The sequence below is a fragment of the Singulisphaera sp. GP187 genome (assembly GCF_900129635.1).
GTDB lineage: Bacteria > Planctomycetota > Planctomycetia > Isosphaerales > Isosphaeraceae > Singulisphaera.
Genome location: NZ_FSRB01000004.1, coordinates 153,265 through 173,249, shown reverse-complemented (window position 1 = coordinate 173,249; position 19,985 = coordinate 153,265). Strand labels below are relative to the sequence as shown.

At 61.2% G+C, this 19,985-nt stretch carries 13 protein-coding genes; 5 read left to right on the top strand and 8 right to left on the bottom strand.

Annotated features, from left to right (window positions below; translation table 11 throughout):
* Positions 1-4 precede the first annotated feature (4 nt).
* Positions 5-3,649 (top strand): c-type cytochrome domain-containing protein, encoded by a 3,645-nt coding sequence (locus BUS42_RS41260; protein ID WP_074317876.1) that lies wholly within the window; start codon positions 5-7, stop codon positions 3,647-3,649.
* Positions 3,650-3,661: 12 nt separating this feature from the next.
* The gene (locus BUS42_RS41255) at positions 3,662-4,834 is read left to right on the top strand and encodes a potassium channel family protein (protein WP_074317874.1); all 1,173 of its coding nucleotides are present in this window, start codon (positions 3,662-3,664) and stop codon (positions 4,832-4,834) included.
* 862 nt (positions 4,835-5,696) lie between these two features.
* Here BUS42_RS41255 and tnpC read toward each other — a convergent pair.
* The 5 genes from tnpC to BUS42_RS41230 all read right to left on the bottom strand — a co-directional run bounded on the left by tnpC (position 5,697) and on the right by BUS42_RS41230 (position 12,570).
* On the bottom strand, positions 5,697-7,103 hold the full coding sequence (tnpC, locus tag BUS42_RS41250; protein WP_074317871.1) for an IS66 family transposase: 1,407 nt from the start codon (positions 7,101-7,103) through the stop codon (positions 5,697-5,699).
* Between the two features lie 996 nt (positions 7,104-8,099).
* Positions 8,100-9,083 (bottom strand): DUF1559 family PulG-like putative transporter, encoded by a 984-nt coding sequence (locus BUS42_RS41245; protein ID WP_074317869.1) that lies wholly within the window; start codon positions 9,081-9,083, stop codon positions 8,100-8,102.
* 427 nt (positions 9,084-9,510) lie between these two features.
* Positions 9,511-9,912, bottom strand: a complete 402-nt coding sequence (locus tag BUS42_RS41240) for a dienelactone hydrolase family protein (RefSeq protein ID WP_254054139.1) — start codon at positions 9,910-9,912, stop codon at positions 9,511-9,513.
* A gap of 309 nt (positions 9,913-10,221) precedes the next feature.
* The gene (locus BUS42_RS41235) at positions 10,222-11,700 is read right to left on the bottom strand and encodes an IS110 family transposase (protein ID WP_159452259.1); all 1,479 of its coding nucleotides are present in this window, start codon (positions 11,698-11,700) and stop codon (positions 10,222-10,224) included.
* A gap of 207 nt (positions 11,701-11,907) precedes the next feature.
* Positions 11,908-12,570, bottom strand: a complete 663-nt coding sequence (locus BUS42_RS41230) for a transposase (protein ID WP_074317867.1) — start codon at positions 12,568-12,570, stop codon at positions 11,908-11,910.
* Positions 12,571-12,615: 45 nt separating this feature from the next.
* Between BUS42_RS41230 and BUS42_RS41225 the strand changes: the two genes are divergently transcribed.
* The gene (locus tag BUS42_RS41225; protein WP_074317865.1) at positions 12,616-13,278 is read left to right on the top strand and encodes a potassium channel family protein; all 663 of its coding nucleotides are present in this window, start codon (positions 12,616-12,618) and stop codon (positions 13,276-13,278) included.
* Between the two features lie 301 nt (positions 13,279-13,579).
* Here BUS42_RS41225 and BUS42_RS41220 read toward each other — a convergent pair whose 3' ends face one another.
* Together BUS42_RS41220 and BUS42_RS41215 are read right to left on the bottom strand one after the other, a co-directional pair.
* Entirely contained in the window at positions 13,580-15,301 is a 1,722-nt protein-coding gene (locus BUS42_RS41220; RefSeq protein WP_074317863.1) for a M3 family oligoendopeptidase, read from the bottom strand.
* 34 nt (positions 15,302-15,335) lie between these two features.
* The gene (locus BUS42_RS41215) at positions 15,336-15,635 is read right to left on the bottom strand and encodes a hypothetical protein (RefSeq protein ID WP_074317861.1); all 300 of its coding nucleotides are present in this window, start codon (positions 15,633-15,635) and stop codon (positions 15,336-15,338) included.
* Between the two features lie 185 nt (positions 15,636-15,820).
* Here BUS42_RS41215 and BUS42_RS41210 point away from each other — a divergent pair, with 185 nt between their 5' ends.
* Positions 15,821-16,867: a TIM barrel protein gene (locus BUS42_RS41210; protein ID WP_074317858.1), complete on the top strand. Its 1,047-nt coding sequence runs from the start codon at positions 15,821-15,823 to the stop codon at positions 16,865-16,867.
* Positions 16,868-17,095: 228 nt separating this feature from the next.
* Here the strand turns inward: BUS42_RS41210 and BUS42_RS41205 are convergent, their stop codons facing one another.
* Positions 17,096-18,469 (bottom strand): transposase, encoded by a 1,374-nt coding sequence (locus BUS42_RS41205; RefSeq protein WP_074307590.1) that lies wholly within the window; start codon positions 18,467-18,469, stop codon positions 17,096-17,098.
* A gap of 337 nt (positions 18,470-18,806) precedes the next feature.
* On the opposite strand from BUS42_RS41205, the gene BUS42_RS41200 reads away from it, so the two are divergent.
* Positions 18,807-19,874 carry an FAD:protein FMN transferase gene (locus BUS42_RS41200; protein ID WP_074317856.1) on the top strand — a complete coding sequence of 356 codons (1,068 nt, stop codon included), beginning with the start codon at positions 18,807-18,809 and terminating at the stop codon, positions 19,872-19,874.
* Positions 19,875-19,985 lie beyond the last annotated feature (111 nt).

The window sequence follows — 19,985 nt, the reverse complement described above, 5'->3', positions numbered from 1 at the left end:
GACCATGTTCCGACTCTGCTTCTCGTTACTCCTCGTGCTGCAAGCCGTCACGGCGCGTGGCGACGAGGCGGCCGGACCGGTCAGCTTTCGCGAGCAGGTCGCGCCCATCCTGGTCAAGTCGTGCCTGGGATGCCATCACGCGAAGAAGGCGGAAGGGGGGCTGAACATGGCCACCTTCGCCTTGCTCAAAAAAGGGGGAGAGTCGGGCGGCGAGTTGATCCTCGAACCGGGCAATCCCGAGTCCAGCCAGTTGATCGAGCTGATCCGACCGGGCGCGGCGCCTCGGATGCCGTATAAGCAACCGCCGCTGAGCGACGTCCAAATCAAGACGCTGGAACGTTGGGTCAAGGAAGGGGCCAAGTTTGACGGTGGCTCGGAAACCGAGACACCGATCGCCTCGCTAGTCGACCCGCTCCGCGGGCTCCCGAACATCGCACTCACGGCGCCAGTTGCCGAGGCGCTGACTTCGCTCGCCTACTCCCCCGACGGCAAGTGGTTGGCCGCGGCGGCTGGGCGAAGCGTCCTTTTATTTGGGGCCGAGGCGGGCAACCTCGAGGCGACGCTTGCAGGACATCCTGGGCTCCTGACCACGGTTCGGATCAGTCCGGACGGGCGGACCCTGGTCGCGGCGGGAGGCCGGCCCGGGATCCATGGCAGCTTCACGGTCTGGGACCTCGCCACCAAGGTGAAGCGTTATGAGATCCAAGGGCATAAGGACTCGATTCTGAGCGCGGCGATCGCTCCGGATGGCAAGGTGCTGGCGACCGCATCCTACGACCGCGAGATCAAGCTCTGGGACTTGGACGAAGGCAATGAGATTCGCACACTCAAGGACCACACCGACGCCGTCTATTCCGTGGCCTTCGCCCCGAGCGGCACGATGCTGGCTTCGGCAGGCGCCGATCGGACGGTCAAGCTCTGGGACCTGACCTCGGGCCGTCGGCTCAAGACCCTCTCCGACGCCACCGCCGAGCTCTACACGGTCACGTTTGGGCCGGGGGGTGAGACCGTCCTGGCCGGAGGCGTCGATCGGTCGATCCACCGTTGGCGGGTCTCGGATCAGGATGCATCGCTGGTCAACTCGGTCTTCGCCCATGATGCCGCGGTCCTCAGGCTGGTCGTCTCGGCCGATGGCAAGACCCTGGTTTCCAGCGGCGAGGACTACGACGTCAAGCTCTGGGATCTCCCTGCGCTGACTACCCGCAAGGCGTTGAGCGGGCAGGCGGACTGGCCCCAAGGCCTCGCGTTGAGCCCCGACGGGCTCCGGGTCGCGGTCGGGCGATTCGATGGCTCACTCTCTGTTTATGAGGCGGCGACCGGCCAACTGATCGTGACGATGAACCCGCCCGCCGCGGCTGTCGCGCCGGCCAAACCCCAACTGGTTCGAAACGCAACGCTTAACCCGCTCAGTCCTCGAAGTGCGGTTCGCGGGACGAGCCTGAGAGCAGTCTTAACCGGAACCGGGGTCGGAAACGCCACGTCGATCGTATTTGTCGAGCCTGGTTTGACCGGCACGATCGTTCGAGCGGCGAAGCCGGATCCGAATCGACTGGAAGTCGACCTCGTCGTCGCAGCCGATGCTCGGGTGGGGACCCACCGCCTGGGTCTGATCACACCCCTGGGCGTCCCTGCGTTCCAGTCCTTGATCATCGTTGCGCATCCGGAAATTACGGAGCTCGACCCCAAGGACGAGGCCCTCGGTTCGAAATCCGTTTCACTGCCGGCGACCTTGACGGGGGTGATTGATCAGCCGGGGGACGTCGATCGGTTCCGGTTCGAGGCCAAGGCCGGCGATCAAATCCTCTTCGAGATCCAGGCCAAGGCGCTGGGTTCGCCGCTCCTGGGCCTTTTGACCGTCGAGGACGACGCGGGACAAGTCCTGGGAGAATCGGCTCCGGCCGATGGCGCGGGCGATCCCTGGTTGAACGTCGCAATTCCGCGCGATGGCAACTTCACGTTGAAAGTGACCGACGCCGACTATGCCGGCACGCCGGGCCACTTTTATCGGATCCGGGCCGGCCGTCTGCCCTACCTCACGGATCTGTTCCCGCTCGGAGTCGAGCGCGGTCTGCGTTCGTCGATTCAAGTGGAGGGAACGAACCTGCAAGGGCTCTCGACGGTTACGATGACGACCGAGGCCGTCGCCGAGCTCGGATCGATGCCCGCGGTCGCGGTGGTGCTCCCCGACGGAACGAGTCCGCTGAATCGGCGGACCGTCATCGTCGCAGAGGGCCGGCAGGGGGTCGAGTCGGCGGACAACGACCGAGCCGATCGCGCCGAGCTGATTGCGGTCCCCGGAGGGATCTCGGGGCGGATCGAGCAGGGCGGCGACGTCGACCACTTCCGCTTCACGGCCAAGAAGGGGGAACGACTCATCCTTGAGGTCTTTGGCCGCCGGCTTGGGACCTCGATTGATCCGGTCCTCGAGGTTTTGGATGAGCAAGGGATGCCCGTGCCGCAGGCGGTGCTTCGCCCCTTGGAACAGACCGAGGTCGCCTTTCGCGAGCACGACTCCAGCAAGCCGGGGATCCGCCTGACCCGCTGGGGGAATTTGGCCGTCGGCGATTATGTGCTGATTGGCCGTGAACTGACCCGGATCCGGTCGTTACCGCGAAACCCCGACGACGATTGCACGTTCTGGAACGAGCGCAACCAGCGCGTGGGGTTTCTCGGAACGACCCCCGAGCATCACCCGATGTTGCAACCGATCTACAAGGTTTCGATCCATCCGCCGGGCACCCACTTTCCCCCGGGAGGGGTGGCCCCGGTCACCTTGACCTATCGCAACGACGACGGCGGGCCCGACTCCTTGAAGGATTCCCGCCTGACGTTCGACCCGCCGGCCGACGGCGTCTACGTTGTCCGCGTCGAGGACGTGAGAGGGCTGGGTGGAAAGACGTTCGGCTACCACCTCGTCGTTCGCAAGCCGCGGCCTCGGTTCCAACTTGCGCTCAGCACCGAGAATCCGAGCGTTCCACGCGGTGGCACGACGCTCGTGACGGCAACGATCGCACGGCTCGATGGATTCGATGGGCCGGTCGACTTGACGGTGGACCGACTTCCCGCCGGACTGACCGCGACCGCCGCGCGCATCGAACCCGACGCTTTCTCCGCGAGCATCGGCCTTTCGGCCGACCCCTTCGCACCGGCCTACTCGCCGCCCACCTGGCGGGTGACCGGGCGCGCAAAACCGGCCCTCGGCTCGAATTCGGAGCCAGGCGAGTGGGTTCAGGTCGTCGACCCGGGGGGGCCGGCCGGCGGCTGGATCGTCGTCTCGCCGGAGCCCAACCTCACGGTCGAGGCCGCACCGACGCAGGTCGTGATCCAGCCCGGTCAAGAGATCTCGATCCGCTTGACCGTTAAACGTGCCGATCAATTCACAGGACGAGTGCCGATCGAGGTCCGCAACTTGCCCGCGGGCGTTCGCGTCCTCAACATCGGGCTCAACGGAGTCCTGATCACCGAGAAGCAATCCGAACGAACGATTTCGCTTTATGCCGAGCCGTGGGCCAGCGCGACGGAACGGCCATTCTACGCAGTCGGCAAGGCCGAAGCGGCGGGGACTGAGCACAGCTCGGCGCCGATCGACTTGATCGTCGGCCCCGGCGGCGGAACGTCCCCGGTCACCTCCGCGGCGAAGCCGCGATAAGTTCAGACCTTTATGGCTCAAAACAATGCTCCGCCCCACCGCTCCGCGATCGAGGTGACCTCGACGCGTCCGCTCCGAGAGCTCCTGATCACCGCGCTGCACAACTGGAACCGGAACCAGGTGTTCCGGATCGTCGCGGCCATCAGTGTCGCCTGGGTGGTGGGAAGCGTGGGGCTTCATCTTGCCGAACAGGGAAATCATTCGGACTTCGAAACCTGGACCGAGTCGTTCTTCAACGTCTGGGTCCTGCTCTTCAGCGGCCTCGATCAATCGCCAAAGACCGCGATGGGGCGGTTCTTTGCGATGGTTCTCCTCGGCACCGGTGTGGGCCTGGCCGGCTTATTTACAGGGACCGTGGCTTCCGTCTTAGTCGAACACCAATTGCGGAGACGCGACGTGTCGCATTTTGAAATGGACGATCACCTCGTCCTCTGCAACTGGGGTCCGCGCGGCCTCGCCTGGATCCGCGAGGTCCATAGCAAGATCATCCAGGACAAACGTCCGGTCGTCATCATTCACGACGAGACCGAACAGATCGACCTGCCCGACAAGCAGGATGACGCCGCGTTTAATGATGTCTACATTGTCAAGGGTGATCCGACCAACGAGATCATCCTCCGCCGCGCCCGGGTCGCCACGGCGCACTCAGTCGTCGTCCTGGTCGACGAACGGCAAGGGCATTACGCCGATGGCAAGTCGATCCTGACCTGCATCGCAATCCGCGATATCTGCAAAGGGGCCGATCAGCCCAACGTCGCGGTCGAATGCCGTAACCCGGAAAATCGTCACCGCCTCCTCAAGGCGGGCGCTGACGAGATCATCTCCTCCGACGAGCTCGGCCTACGGCTCCTCGCCCGCACCGCAATCTACCATGGAATGACTCGGGTCTATCAAGAACTCCTCACCGTTGGCCGTGACGCCAACGAGATGTACCTGTTCCCCGTCCCCCGCGAACTCGTCGGTCGCGACTTCGTGGAAATCTCGAGCATGTTCTTACGTTATCGTGATGACAAGAAGTGCTGTCTTCTGATCGGCCTTCAGCGTGGCGAGCAAATGATCCTGAACCCGATCGGCAACGAGGCCGGTCCCGTCAAGGAAGATGACCAGTTGATCCTCCTGAGCCGAATCTTTCTCCTCACCACCCAGAACCTGCCAACGGTCCCCCCGGTTTTAAGATCGTCATGACTCGCACCTGGTGGGCCGTGCCCACCCTACAAATCGGGAAATCTTGATCCGATCTCTTGTCGGGTGGGCACGGTCCAGCAGCTTCGACGGTCTGGAGAGGGACCAAACGCGACGCGCTCACCCGGAATCCTCACGGCTTGAACCGAGCGGAGGAAAGGGGCTCAATCTCCTGCGCTCGTTCCGGGCCGAAACCGTGGTGGGCCGTGCCCGCCTTACGAATACCATTATTTCGGCATGGCTGACATAATGTTTTTCAATTCTCTTATCATTAGGAGTTACGCAGTTCACGAACAACCGTTCATAGGTGTGTGAGATTCTGGAGCCCATGGGAAAGTTAGGTTGTCGCGTCCGAAGGCTGGAACCTGGTGAACTACGGACAAACATTCACTATATGCGGCTCAACTGCGTAACTCCTAATCATGCAAAAATAACCAATTCTCTTCGACTCAAGCCTCACGGGCCGAGTTGATCCAGCTCCTTGCCGATCAGAGTCGGTGGCCAGGCACCTAACCCGGGAGAGCGATCCTCTAAGCTGGCGACGAGGTCTGCCGACCAGTAAGGGTCATTGGCCTAATGTCCAAGGCGTGCTTGATCGACCTGCATCTCACCACTCCTGCGCATTTGGGACTTTGACAAGAACTGGCCTGGGGAACCCTCGCGGGTCATCTACCCATTTTATCCCCCAGACGGGAAGTACTTTGGCACCCGGAGTCCCCGGCTCGATCCATCCGTTCGTAGGGGTTAATCGTTCCGTAGGGTCAACCGTTAAGTCCACTACAGGGACTTCAACTTCAGCGACAAACCTGGAGGTCGCGGCTGGCGGCACATTCCGCTGGAGGTGTAATTCCAATGCAGTAAGCGTTCACGCCCCATCGCCCAGGATCGATGGTTTCTGAGACCCATTCTGGTGGGCCGTGATGGCTTGTGTGAGGAACTCCAACACGTCGCGTCCCTGGGGTCGGCAACTGGCCACCACGGTTAGGATCCGTTCCACGAACCGACTGCCCCGTTCACTGTCGGTGCCATAGCTCGTCTTCCGCCAGCAGACGGCATGACGGATGGCACGTTCGGCCGCATTATTCGTCGGCTCAACACCAGGCCTCGACGCGAACGTCCAAAGGCTGGCCTCAAGGGACAGGAGTTCATTACAAACGCCGGCGGTCTTCGAGCCACCACATAGCGATCCGGACTCAAGCAGGAGATGGACCTCTTCACGTAACCAGGGGAGGATTTCCCGCTGAAACCAGGTCCGGGTGCGAGTCCCGGCGCGGACTTTCCCCCACTCCTGGGCGAGGATATCGGCGTGCAGCAACAACTCCTCGCCGACCCCCGAGCCGGGATCGCGACGATCGATCATCGCCTGAAAATCGCGTCGGAGATGCGCCCAGCAAATTTGGCGTTTCTCGCTGGGCAGGTGAGTGTAGACCGAATATCGATCGGTCGTCAGCACGCCGGGTGCGGATCCGACCAGTTCATCGAATGCTCCCCGATTGCGATGCCTACGGATCAAGAAAACGATCACCAGGCGGGTCACCGCGGCCCAGAGCCAGGCCTTCTTCTTGCCTTGTTTCCAGCCGGTCTCATCGACATTGGCGTCGCGCGTTTGTGTGTGATTCAAGGCCTCGTCGTGGATCGAGTGCAAGGCGAGACTGGTCCTGGCTTCGAGCTTGCGGACGCTGCCCAAGGCCATGGGGATGTCGTAGAGATCGGCGAAGAGTAAAGCGATGGTTCGCTTGCTGAGCCGGCCGACGCCACTGAAGTAGGCTGTGGCCGCTTGGATTCTGGGGCCAAAGCCGTTGGCCGCCTCGGGGACTGGGGCTGCGGTCGTTCGGGCCTGGCAGAGAGGGCAGTCGAGGGTATGGCGGCGATGATGGGTGACCCACCGTAGCTTCTCGGGGAGTTCGATCACCTGATCGATGGAGGGTTCGGGATCGTCGCCAGCCAGTGAGGTGCCAGAACGCCCGCAGTGTGACGGTTTGTAATCGACGACTTGATCGGGAGGCAAGATCACGCGGTCATGTTTGGAATGTCCGGTCTGGCCACCGCGTCGCCGCTGGCTGGGCGGACGTGGCACGCCCCGCTTGTGCTGAGGACCATCGGAGGAGGGAGGGCGGGAGGAGTTGGACGAATTCTGCTGGAGCTTGGCTTCGAGTTGAGCGACCTGCGCCGCGAGTTGCGTGGCAAATGCTTCGAGTTGGCGCAAGTAAGTCTGAACCGCGACAGGCTGTGAGGCGAAGAGTTCCTCAGGGAGTGGTGGAGGCATCGTCATGAAAGAGACGCTACCATACCTGGAACGATCGCGCAAGGCCGTGAACGGTTACGGGAACTGGTCACCGCCTACAGTCAAGTATTCTCACACGGCGACGCCCTACGTCTTCAAACGAGTAAAGTAGTAGGATCGGTCAGGAGGGACATTACACGCTAACAAGTGTTCGCGTGAAACATCCGATGATGGAAGTTATGGGCGATTCGCGTTTTCCCATGGTTTTGCCATAACGATTCGCTGTCCTGCGAGGGTTATCCGTGCCTCATTTCTGGGCAACCGGCCATGTCCTGGCGGTTATATTAGATGGATCTCACGATGTGACGTTTATTTCAGTTATCCGGACAGGTGCCCCCGGGCGGAAATCAACGGGCAGGTTCTATGCGTTGGGCGCGATCAGTGCCACCCGCCGCAGATGAGTCGCCCTTGGGCACCCAGCCCATGATCGGATGATCGGCCCCCTGCCCTCCTGAGACAGAGGCAGATAACTCCTTTGTCAGGCGCCATGCGAAGGGCAAGGAATTAGACATGCGGCCCGGCTAATCCATCCTCGCGAACGTGGTATGCTCGTTGCTCAGCTCGCTCCTACGGCCAAGTTAAAGTGTTGGTTTCTACCGAATTAAGCAGCGTTGAGCCATTGTAAAACCGCACGACCGCCTTGAAAGTTCCTGGGGCCAACACGATCGCTGGCCCCCCCCAGTTGACTTCCTGCAAGACAGGATTAGCTTCCCACCCCGGTGTTGGCGTCGCATACTGCACCCAGGCCGATCCGTTCCATTTAACGATCACAACTGTTACGGTCGTACAAGTCCCTGCGGTAGGGAACGAGGTAACTCCCATGTAGTACGAAGTGTATTGTACGAGTCGCGGCGGTGGTTCCGCCATCAGAGTCGCGGAATCAGCGGCTACATCGGCAGCCGGAAACGCAATTACAGCCAGAAAGAAAGCCCCGCATAGTCGAACATTCATGGATGCACCTCTATCGTAGAATTCACTTGGAAATTAATCGCTCTCGCTGAGAGCGAACGTCTCACCACCTGACCGACTTCCGAGCGCCTGCCAAACTGGTGTAGAAATAGTTGTTTTCGCAGACGTAGTACTTCCATCAGCTCTCAGCATATTTACGCAATTAGCATGATAGCTATTCGCCGTAATCGCGCCTGTCGGCAATGTGTCACCGTTCAAACAACTGTTGGCGCCGGGCGGCTCCGTATGATTATAGAGACTTTGCGTCAAACCACTGCTCTGCCACTCAAAACCTTTCTGCGTGGACGCGATTTTGGCGACCGAAATATCTAATGCTTTACATGTCGCGACAAACGCTTCAAGCTGGTTGGGCTGCTGCATCATTGGCGAATGAAAGACAAACTGTTTTGCATCGGCATTGCCCAAATGCCGTTGCCCATCCACTTGACTTGCCTTAAAGAATGACCCCACCACCCATTCGCTCATCATCACTGTTTGACTCAGTCCATCGGTAATCGCGGCCGGATTAACGCAATTCGCTGCGAACACCCCATTATCGCGATGCCGCTGATATCCGTACCCAACGCAAGCCGCATAGTTTGCGACGGATCCAGGAGTTCCGTCGGACGGACATACGTAGCATGCGATTGTTGACAACATCGCTGTAGCATTTATACTCGCGTCACCAAACAAAGTAGGAATAGAAAAATTAATGCTATTGTATACAGAGCTCTGATCGATGTGCGGCAGTATCATTGATTGTGGCGAATAGCCTCCGCCGGAGCTCTCAGCCGGAAAGCATCCGACAGTTGACACATAGTTGTGGAATCCAATACCTATGTGATGGAGGTTGTTTACGCACTGAGCTCGTCTAGCAGCCTCACGCGCCGCCTGGACCGCCGGTATAATCAGTGCGATCAAAATCCCAATAATCACAATGACAACCAAAGTTTCGATGAGCGTAAATGCTCTTATCTGCGCGCAATAATTTCTCGCTGGCGAGAATGTCGAGGATCGCATGCGAGTCCCTTCTGAACTTCCGTGGAGTGCGTCGAAGACGTAACCGAAACGGAGAGAGAAACGCGGTGTGCGGGGCGACTGATTGGTAGGAAGCGACACCATCACGTTTGCCGCATGCGGTCACTTGGATACCACCAATATTCGAGTGAATTTTATCCTGAGGGAGTTAGTTGTCAAGCTTTAAGTTTCGCAATCTGATCCAAGCCGTTCGTCCTGGTCAAATTCTGCCGTCCTATTAGTTGCGTGCACATAATGCAAGTTAGTTCGTCACTGGCGAGTCAACTGCTGACGCCGGTCATGTCCCTCGTCTGCGGCGGAACGGCTCCGCTTCTTGATGGGGCTCTAATCGCGGAGCCGGCCAAGAACACTGGCCCGTTCTCGGCCGGCCCCGCTCCTCTGTTTTATGTCGCCTCCTGTCCCCTCGCCCCTAGTTCACTCTCAACCAAGGGGGCCTCCTACCGAAGCATCGCCAAGATCGCCTTGAGGCCGCCAGCCTTCTTCGGCTCGACGATATCTTGCCGGCCGCCAGGCGGAACGTCCCCTGTTCGGGCCCGCCGTCGTCCCGCCTCTTTCCATCGGGGCGGTGCCCTGCCAAATCCATCGCCAGGGCCGCGTATCCGCGTTCGGCCCAGTGCTGCGCCCACTTGCGGAACGCCGCTCCCCCTCCGCCGTGAGCAAGAAGCATCGCGAGAAAGTGGCCTTCCCCCTTCGGCTTCGCATAGTAGGCAAAGACCCGGGTCGGCCTTCCCTGAAATGGTTCCCCATCGTAATCGACCTCGCGGATGAGTCCGGTCTCTGCTCCCCAGGTGGCGTGAGGCTGTTTTTTCAAGGCCGCAACGTTCCAAGGGCAGGAAAAAGACAGCCATGTAGGAATCGGTCAAAACGAGGGCGGGCAGCCTGGGGACGAAGTGGCCCCGTCCCGGCCAGGAATACTGGCGGTTTGTTCAGATTCCGGGGACGAACCGCGGGCCGATGGACCATCTCTGTCGCTGCAGATCACGCTCGCCACACTGGTAATATCAGGGGAGTGACCCCACACAGCCGGATCCGACGTTGGTGATCGGACAGAGCGCCACGCTTTAACCACGGCTTTGCGCCACGGGGACATTCGACGTTATTCGGTCCCTCGGCCGGGTCGTCACTCTGTGGGATCAGGCTCCCCTGACACGCTCGATGGTAGCAAATTCACCCCCAGCTTCGCCAAGACCGCGGGGAGAATCTCGCCCAAAAGTTGCGGACCGGTTCCCCGCTTCGACCGGGGCCGCGACAGTTCCTCGGTCAGCGGGACCGCCTCCGACCGATGCTCCGATCGGGGAAGCTGGCACACCGCCGAATCCAAGATCAACATAGTACGTGCACAATCAACATTGTGTTCGTTCAAAAATTTGATCAGTTTTTCAAGAACATAATGCCGATGCTGACAGCTCGGGTGGCGGTAGACCGATTGCCCCGCCACCATCTGGTAGGCGATCCGGCAGAATCGGCCGCCGACCTTGACATGGATGTCGCGCGGATCCTTGCCACTCAATCGCCACTTGGCGGCTTGGATCCTGAAATAATCATTACATGTGATCAAATTGTCGGCGATCCGGAGGATCACTTCGCGGAGCGAGTGATTGCCGCGGCGCACCAACGCCCCGTTGCTCCGGTCGACGGTGTCGCTTTGATACCGCGAGGGAAACAGCCCGGCGCGGCCGGTGATCGAACGGGCTTTGGGATAACGGCCGATCGGCCCCATCTCGCCAGCGAACTCGGCGGCGGTCGCCACGTTGATCCCCGGAATTCCCAGCAACAGCACGTAGGGGGTGCGAGCCAGGAACCCGGCGAGATCCCCTTCGACGGTCCGGATGGCCTCAAGCTTGGTCATCCGATCTCCATCAAGTGACATGAGCAACCGCAGATGACTTGGCGATTGCGAATGTTGTGCGGGAGCCGCCTTGGACCAGGCGACGATCTTCTCGACGGTCTTCAGATGCGGATGGAATCCCGCCTCACGAAGCCGCCTGAGGAGCCCGAGGACACCGACCTCGAGAATCGCGTCGGCCGATTGCAAGTTCTTGACGATCCAGAGCGGCAGTGGGCTGTCAAACGGATCAATGACCGCACTAAACCCTGGCATGATCAATTGAAAATGGTCGTGAATTTGGTTTCGAAGTGTGACGTTCTTGGTGACAAGATCGCGGCGATGACGAGCCAGGAGTTGGAGGTCAGCGTAGAGGGGGTCGGGTTCGTGCTCGAGGAGTCCGAAACCGTTGACCGCCGCGCGATGGATGGCGGAGAGGTCGGTGTCATCGGTTTTATTGCCGGGATCGGCGGGCTGGCGAAATTGCTTGGTGGCGAAGGGATGGACGATCCGGACCTCAAAGCCAGCCGCCTGGAACGCGGCCTGGACCGGCAGGTGAAACCGCCCCGTGCGTTCGACCACGACGATCACCACCCCGAGCCGAAGCCGCTGAGCCGCCGCGTGGACCGCATGAATCGCTGCCTCGAACCCCCCGCGATCGTGGTTGATGACCGTGGGAGGGAGCAGGACCGTCCCATAGAAATCGGCCAGCAGGAACTTGGATCGTGCCTTGGCGCAATCGATGCTGACGATCCCAAACCGTTCTGGGCCCACGGCTTGCACTCGGGGATGCAAGGTTCCCGTAGGCTTCTGAATCTCGTGGGAGCGACGATGCCGCCTGGAAGCAGTGCGAGTTGCCATGCGAATGGACCTCCAAGAAAGGACCGGGAAGAAATCCCACTCCTACTATGGAAGTCTTTATGAGCCAGAGAGTTAAGAGTTATTCTCTCTGATTTGCTACATACCAGGGGACATAGCGATTTATGCCTGCTCCTTCCGGGGACGCCCCCGGTGACGCAAGCACGACTCCAGTCCCAGCCGGATCGCCGTTTCCCGGGTCCATGATTCCCCACCATAAGGTCGGCCCCGGGATACCGAGTGCCGCAACCGTTCGAGGTCGCCGACGGAGAGGGGTTCGTTGACCCGCTCCAGCCACCCCTCGTCCCGGACCGACACCTCGCCCTTCCACAACCACGGATCGCCACGCTGCCAACCGGGCAGACTCGACCACTTCCAGTCCTCGGCGCGCGCGACCAGTTCGGCACGCAATGCGTTGCGTTCGACGTAGCGGAGCACCGTGACGAGATGGCCGTCGTCCTGGACGGGGAAGGCTTTGAATCGCCCCTGCCAGACGTGGCCCGTGGTGCCGTAATGGCGATGATAACGGCGGGCGTGCGCCGTCAGCAGCCATTGCATCCAACGGCCGAGGTCGCCATCGCTATGAGGCCTCACGAGGAGGTGAAAATGGTTGGGCATCAGACAATACCCGAGCAAGTCCACCGGCACGCGGCTCCCTGCGTCAGTCATCGCCTGGACGAAGGCGTCGTAATCGCCGGGCTTGTGGAAGACGGCCTCGCGGCGGTAGCCCCGATTCAGGACGTGATACCAGAGGCCAGCGACGGAAGCACGAGCGGTTCGCGGCATACCACACACGATAATCGTCGTGGCGACTGCTGTCAATAAAGTGCTATGTCCCCCTTTTCCTCACTGCCCGACAAGCAGGATGACGCCGCGTTTAATGATGTCTACATTGTCAAGGGTGATCCGACCAACGAGATCATCCTCCGCCGCGCCCGGGTCGCCACGGCGCACTCAGTCGTCGTCCTGGTCGACGAACGGCAAGGGCATTACGCCGATGGCAAGTCGATCCTGACCTGCATCGCAATCCGCGACATCTGCAAAGGGGCCGATCAGCCCAACGTCGCGGTCGAATGCCGTAACCCGGAAAATCGTCACCGCCTCCTCAAGGCGGGCGCTGACGAGATCATCTCCTCCGACGAGCTCGGCCTACGGCTCCTCGCCCGCACCGCAATCTACCATGGAATGACTCGGGTCTATCAAGAACTCCTCACCGTTGGCCGTGACGCCAACGAGATGTACCTGTTCCCCGTCCCCCGCGAACTCGTCGGTCGCGACTTCGTGGAAATCTCAAGCATGTTCTTACGTTATCGTGATGACAAGAAGTGCTGTCTTCTGATCGGCCTTCAGCGTGGCGAGCAAATGATCCTGAACCCGATCGGCAACGAGGCCGGTCCCGTCAAGGAAGATGACCAGTTGATCCTCCTGAGCCGAATCTTTCTCCTCACCACCCAGAACCTGCCAACGGTCCCCCCGGTTTTAAGATCGTCATGACTCGCACCTGGTGGGCCGTGCCCACCCTACAAATCGGGAAATCTTGATCCGATCTCTTGTCGGGTGGGCACGGTCCAGCAGCTTCGACGGTCTGGAGAGGGACCAAACGCGACGCACTCGCCCGGAATCCTCACGGCCTGAACCGATCGGAGGAAGTGGGCTCATTCTCCTGCGCTCGTTCCGGGCCGAAACCGTGGTGGGCCGTGCCCACCCTACGAAACTCATCATGTCGCTATGGCCGACATGATGATTCCTGACTCTCTTGTCGGGTGGGCACGGTCCACCATCTTCGAGTCAAGCCTCACGGGCCGAGTTGATCCAGCTCCTTGCCGATGGCGTCCATCAAGGGGCGTAAGGCCGGTTCGCTGAAATCGAACCGGATCCCCGCGGCCGCGAATAGCTCAGGCAAGGGGCGAGCTCCCCCGAGGGCCAAGGCACGGCGGTAGGCCGCGACCGCCTCGGGGCGATCGGCCAGGCTCCGCTGCCAGATCTGCAAGGCACCAAGCTGCGCGATGCCATACTCGATGTAGTAGAACGGATAGAGGAAGATATGGAGTTGACGGTGCCAAGAGTGGGCCTTGGCCTCCTCGAGGCCCGACCAATCGACGATTCCCCCGAAGCGGTCGATGAGCGCGGACCACGCCTCGCTCCGTTGCTCGCGGGTGTGGTTCGGGTGGTTGTAAACCCAGTGCTGGAAGGCGTCGACCGTGGCGATCCAAGGGAGAATCAAGACGATCCCCTCGAGCAACTGGCGATACGATCGGTTCGCGTCATCGTTGGAGTAGAACCACTCGAGATTTCGGGCTCCGAGCAGTTCCATGGACATTGAGGCCACTTCGCAGAACTCGATCGGGCTCTCGCGGTAGGCCGAGAGCGGTTCGCCGCGGCTGGCCAGGGCATGGAACGCGTGCCCTCCCTCGTGCAGGAGCGTGCGAACGTCGCCGTCGAGGCCGACCGCGTTCATGAAGATGAACGGGAGCCGGTCGTCTTCCAAGGTCGTTTGATAGCCGCCGGGCGCTTTTCCCTTGCGGTTCGCCAGGTCGAGCAGGCCATTCGATCGGAGGAAGGCGAACTGGCTGCCGAGTTCGGGGTCCACGCCCGAGAAGATCGCTTCGGAGCCTTCGGCCAAACGATCGATCTCGCTGAATGGGCGAAGCGGAGCGCGGCCGAGGGGGTCGACCGCGACGTCCCAAGGACGCAGGGTCTCGATCCCGAGCGACTGCTTTCGCTCTTCCTGAATCCGCCGAGCCAAGGGAACGACGACGCGCTCGATGGCCGACTGGAACGCAACGGCCTCGTTGATACCGTAGTCAAACCGCTCGCGGAGCCGGTAGGCGTACTCGACGTAGTTCGGGAATCCAGCCTCACGCGCCACCTCGACGCGCACCTTCACCATCTGGTCGAACAGAGCGTCGAGCGTCTCCTTGTCGGCCAGGCGGCGATTGGCAACGAGTTCCCAGGCGGTCTGGCGGATCGACCGATCGTTCTCCTCGAGGAAAGGCGCCATCTGTGAAGGGGTGCGTTCCTCGCCCTGGAAGTTGACCGTCATCGCGCCGACGATCTTCTGATACTGCTGATCGAGCTCTGACAGCTCGGTTTCGCGCGGGATGTTGGCTTCGCGGTAAAGCGCCCGACGGTTCTCCTGGGCACGATCGAACACGTGGTAGCGCTCGATCGACAAGCTCGAGCGGTGCGGCGAGTCGAGGTACTTGGTTCGAATCTCGTTGTGAACGGGTTTGAGCCGCGGCTCGATGTCGCGCACGAATTCGAGATAGGCCGCCTCGCGCTCGGGATCGTCGGTCTGACAGGTCATCGCCACGTAGCGTTTGGTCCCGACCTGCCCGACCGCCGCGTTCAGCTCGCCGACGGCGAAGAGCCACTGCTCCAACTCGGCCGACGACTCGATGGGCTGGTCGAGCAGCCGACGATACCAGGGTTCGATCTGCTCCCAAGTGGTGAGCTCGGCATCGGCCGGAAGCCAGCGCCGAGGAAAAGATTGAGGGACGTAAGCAGTCGAACCCATGGAAAGCCCCGCAACAATCGAAAGAAACCTTCGTTCAAGCCACAACGACCTGAACCACCCAAGCACCGACAAACATCCAGCCTGTCATAATCGCGGTGGAGACCGCGAGAACCACCGTGATGGCAACGAGGGCCTCGGCGTGAGCGACGAGCCCCCTGGCCTCGCCGAGCGAGCCGAGTGTCTGGAAAAGCGCCAAGATCGCGGTCGTGCCGACCACCACTTCGCCGAGGCCGGTGACAAACACAATGATCGCGACCATGCCGACAGGGTCTTGGGCGATCGTCAACCCCAACGCAATCAGGACGATCGCAAACGACAGGTGCCAGAGTCGCATGATGTTCCTGGTCCTCTCGGCTCACCATCCCTTTTGGGAGTGGGTTTGTAAGAAATTGATCGCGCAAAAGCGGCGACGGCTCGCTAACTTAGGGCCAAAGTTTCTCCCAAGGGTCTGCGCGGATCAGTGAACGCATCGATCGCGCAGTCCAAGTCCTGCCCAGATTCTAAAGAGGATTGACCTTCATGGCCAACGGCGCCTCACCCACCCAGTACCGCTTTTCTTTCGGCCCCTGGAACATCAGCACCGGCGCCGACCCGTTTGGCCCTCCCGCCCGCAAAGAAATCGACTTTGCCCGCAAGATCAAAGCGTACAAAGAACTCGGTTTCGATGCCGTGCAGATGCACGACGACGACATCGTTTCGGCCGACCTCGACTGGACTGCAACCCTCAAAGGGGTGGCGCAAGTCAAGTCAATGCTTGACAGCGAAGGCTTGTTCGTCGAGATCGTTGCCCCCCGGCTCTGGGAAGATCCCCGAACGGTCGACGGCGGATTCACATCCAACAGCGCGAGCGATCGCAAGTACGCCCTCGACCGGGCCAAGCGAACGGTCGACATCGCCCGCGAAGTCGGCTGTCGCAACTACGTGCTCTGGCTCGCTCGGGAAGGCTCCTACATCCGCGAGGCCAAGGACGCAAAAACCGCGGTCGGTCGGATCGTCGATGCCTGGAATACGATCCTCGAGCATGACCCGGACATCCGCGTGATGGGCGAAGCCAAGCCCAACGAGCCGATGGATCAGGCCTACCTGCCCACCGTCGGCCATATGATCGGGATCGCCTACAAGACGGTCGACCCGAGCCGCTCCGGCGTTCTGATCGAGAGTGCCCACTCGATTCTCGCCGGCCTGGATCCGGCCGACGACATGGCGTACGCACTCTATCACAACAAGCTCTGGAGCGTCCACCTGAACGACCAGAACGGCCTTAAGTACGATCAGGACAAGGTCTTCGGATCCGTCGACCTGCGACGAGCCTTCGACCAGGTGCTCACCCTCGAGACCAACGGCTTCGGCCGCGACGGCGAATGCGTCGGCCTCGACGTGAAGGCGATGCGCACCACCAGCGTCGAAGACTCGATGCAGCACCTCAGCAACTCGAAAACGATGTTCCTGCGGCTCCTCGAAATCGTCCGGGAGCTCGACCTCAAGCACGTCGAGGAACTTCGCGAAGCTCGGCAGTACGAGCAGCTCGAAATGCTCATCCTCAACGCCCTGACCGGAAGGAAATAAGCGGAGCTTGAGTCGTCCAAGGCGCGAAACCGTTCGCGCATCGGATCGCAAGTGGCCGCGGTTGTCTTCCAGCAATCGCGGCCACAAGCATTTTTCATGGTCTTCGAGGAAGCGATCAGTTGGTGACCTACCGTCCCGGCCTCTGGTTGAGCCGTGGGGCATCCAACATCATGAGGTTTTCACAGGCCCCGGACGAACGGGCGGCATCCAACGTCGATTACTGATGCCTCATCCTACTGCACTCATGTGCTTGTTTAGCAAGGCTTTCTGTTCCTGAGTCAGGGTGTGGAGCACAGGCGGTTTCGGCGGCTTATGCGGTTTGCGACGAGGCCACTTGCGTGTGGCTTTCGGGCTCTTCTGCTTCCGGCACCCGGCGCGGCAGCCCGCGAGTCGCTTGTGGTAACACTTGGCCTTGGGTTTCACGGCCGCGTCGATCTCCTTGCGGATCTCGATCAGAACTTTGCGGGGGCTGATCACTGGGCCATCGGTCGCCGACGCCGACGCCGACGCCGGCCGAAGCGCCAGGTCGGCATGCGCCAGGAGGATCTGCGTGGCCAGCAGTGACAACTCGGCCTCGCGATGCACCAAGGCCACCGTGCGGCTAGCGAGTTTCAATTTATTGATTATACGCTTGTATGTGCGAAATAGTCCTTCATTACGCCATCTCCAGCGGTAGAATTTGGCGGCCGTCGCCGCCGACATCCGGGCTGGGTCGAGGACGTCGGTCAGGAGCCAGACGTCGCGTTTGACCGACCCCTTACCCTTGCCCTTGGCCGGGATCCGGATCAAGCGGCATTGGATCGGCGCTTCCCCTTTCTTCTGGACATAGTTCGGCCAGTACAAGACAGGGCCTTCGGTCCAATCCTCCAGGTTCGCCACTTCGAGGGTGTAGAGGTCGACCCGCGACGACATCCGGAACAGGAACGATCGCTTGACACCGAGGATCGCCCGGACCAGATCGAAGCCCATATAAGCGGCGTCGCAGACGATCAGGGCCTCGGGCGAGAGGGTGGCGAGCAAGTGCCTCAAATGCTCTTGCTCGGCCGCGGTGCCCGGGCCGAGTCGCCACGACCAAAGCAGTCCCGTGGGCAAGTGGACGAACGCCGTCAGCCAGACGTTGGGGGCCGCGTCGTTCTTGCCGGCCTGCCCGAGTCCCCGTTCCAACTCGGGGGTGCGGGGGCACTCGATCCGCGAGCCGTCGCAGCCCATCGGCTCGAAGCCGTCGACAATCCGCCGCGACCCCAGTCGGGCGTGGATCTGTTGCCGAACCCCCGCGGCCAACGCCCTGAGTTGTCGCATGGGGACGCGTCGCATCGCTTTCTGGAAGCCGACGAGGGTCTTTCCCGGGCGTCTTCGCGACTCATGGCAGGCGACGTAGTATCCCCGGGCCTTCTCAAACCTCTCGGACTCGGAGTCGCCGGTGGCCCAGGTCATGGCGAGCATGACCACGACCAGTGGCTGGAGATCCCACCGCGGCGCCGACCGCCTTTGAGGAACAACCCCTCGGGCTTGCTTCCAGACCGTCGGGGTGAGAAACTGTCGGACATAGCCGATCAACGACTGCGGTTGCTGCAAGCCTTGCAGCGTCCGAGCTGCCTTCATCGCCGTTCTTCCTCAATCCAGGTGAGTGCCGGTTGCTAGCCGCACCCATCATGACGAAGAACGGCGATTTTTTGCCCCCCCTTCTCTCGAACGAACCGCAGCCACGGAGCGGCAGTAATTCTCTGGTCCGGTGAGAGTTACATCCGTTGTTGACGACGCCGAGTTACTGACGTTGGGCGGCATCCCCCTTTTCGCCGGAACATGATCGGTTATACTGGGTAAAGGCTCGCCCCCCGCAAACGGCCGACGGACAGCTTCCCCCGTGGTCGCAGCCGGTCTCGTCTCAAGACAACAAGTTCGACTCTCCTGCCCTGCCCTTTGGCTGCCGAGGTGTTCTGTGAGGCACCCGCGTTCCTCCGTTAACCGTCGCGACCTATTGCGCCTGCGGCGGCTCCACGGCGCTACGCCCGTCTCCAACCCGGTCTCGAGCGATCGCCCGAGCAGCGGCGACCTGATCAAGGCAACTCGACCGGCGATGGGGTCCTATTTCGAGGTGAGGATCGCGGCCAACACCCCAGGGGCGGCGGACCTGGCGGGGCAGGTGCTCGACCGGATCGATGAGCTCGAGACCCAACTGACGGTTTACCGCGACGATTCCGAGGTCAGTCGACTGAACGCGTCGGCCCACCTCGGACCGATCGAGGTTGAGCCCGGACTGTTCCGCCTACTCGAACTTGCCTTGGAGTTGGGTAAGGCGACCGGCGGAGCCTACGACGTCACCACGGGAGCCCTCTCCGCGGCCTGGGGGTTCTTCAAAGGGCCAAAGCGGGTGCCGAGTCGGCAACTCTTGGCGGACGCTCGGGAACGAACCGGCCAGCATCATCTCACGCTCGACCCCGAGCGTCGAACGGTGACGTTCGACCACGCCGGGGTGGCGATCAACCTCGGGAGCATCGGCAAGGGCTATGCGATCGACTCGGCCGCCGAGGTCGTCAAGGAATACTGGTGGCCGACCTCGGCCTTGATCCACGGGGGACGATCGAGCCTGTACGCCCTCGGCTCCCCCCCCGGTCGATTCGGGGACCGCTGGGAGATCGCGGTCCGGAACCCGTTCCAGCCCGAAACCCCACTCGGAATCCTCCGGCTGCGAAACCGAGGGATGGGAACTTCGGGCACCGACTTTCAGCAGTTCGAATCCGAGGGACGAATCTACGGCCATATCCTCGACCCGAGGACCGGCGAGCCTGCGTTCGGCCCGGCCAGTGTCACGGTCCTGGCCCCCACGGCGACCCAGGCCGATGCCCTCTCGACCGCCTTCTTCCTGCTCGGCCCCGATGGCGCGGCGGCCTATGTGGCCGCCCATCCCGAGGTCGGTGCCATTTTCGTGAATCAAGGCGACGCCGACGGTTCGCCGTCGATCGTCACCTTCGGCCTGACCGACGATGATTTCCTGCGAGCCCCCTGAAACCAAGGGGCTGAAGGTTCCTTTACCTGTCTCGCTCGTTGATTTGAGCAAAGGAGGACTCCCCTGGCTGCCTCGCGACGTTACTATCCCGGATTTCTTGGGGCGCTCTTC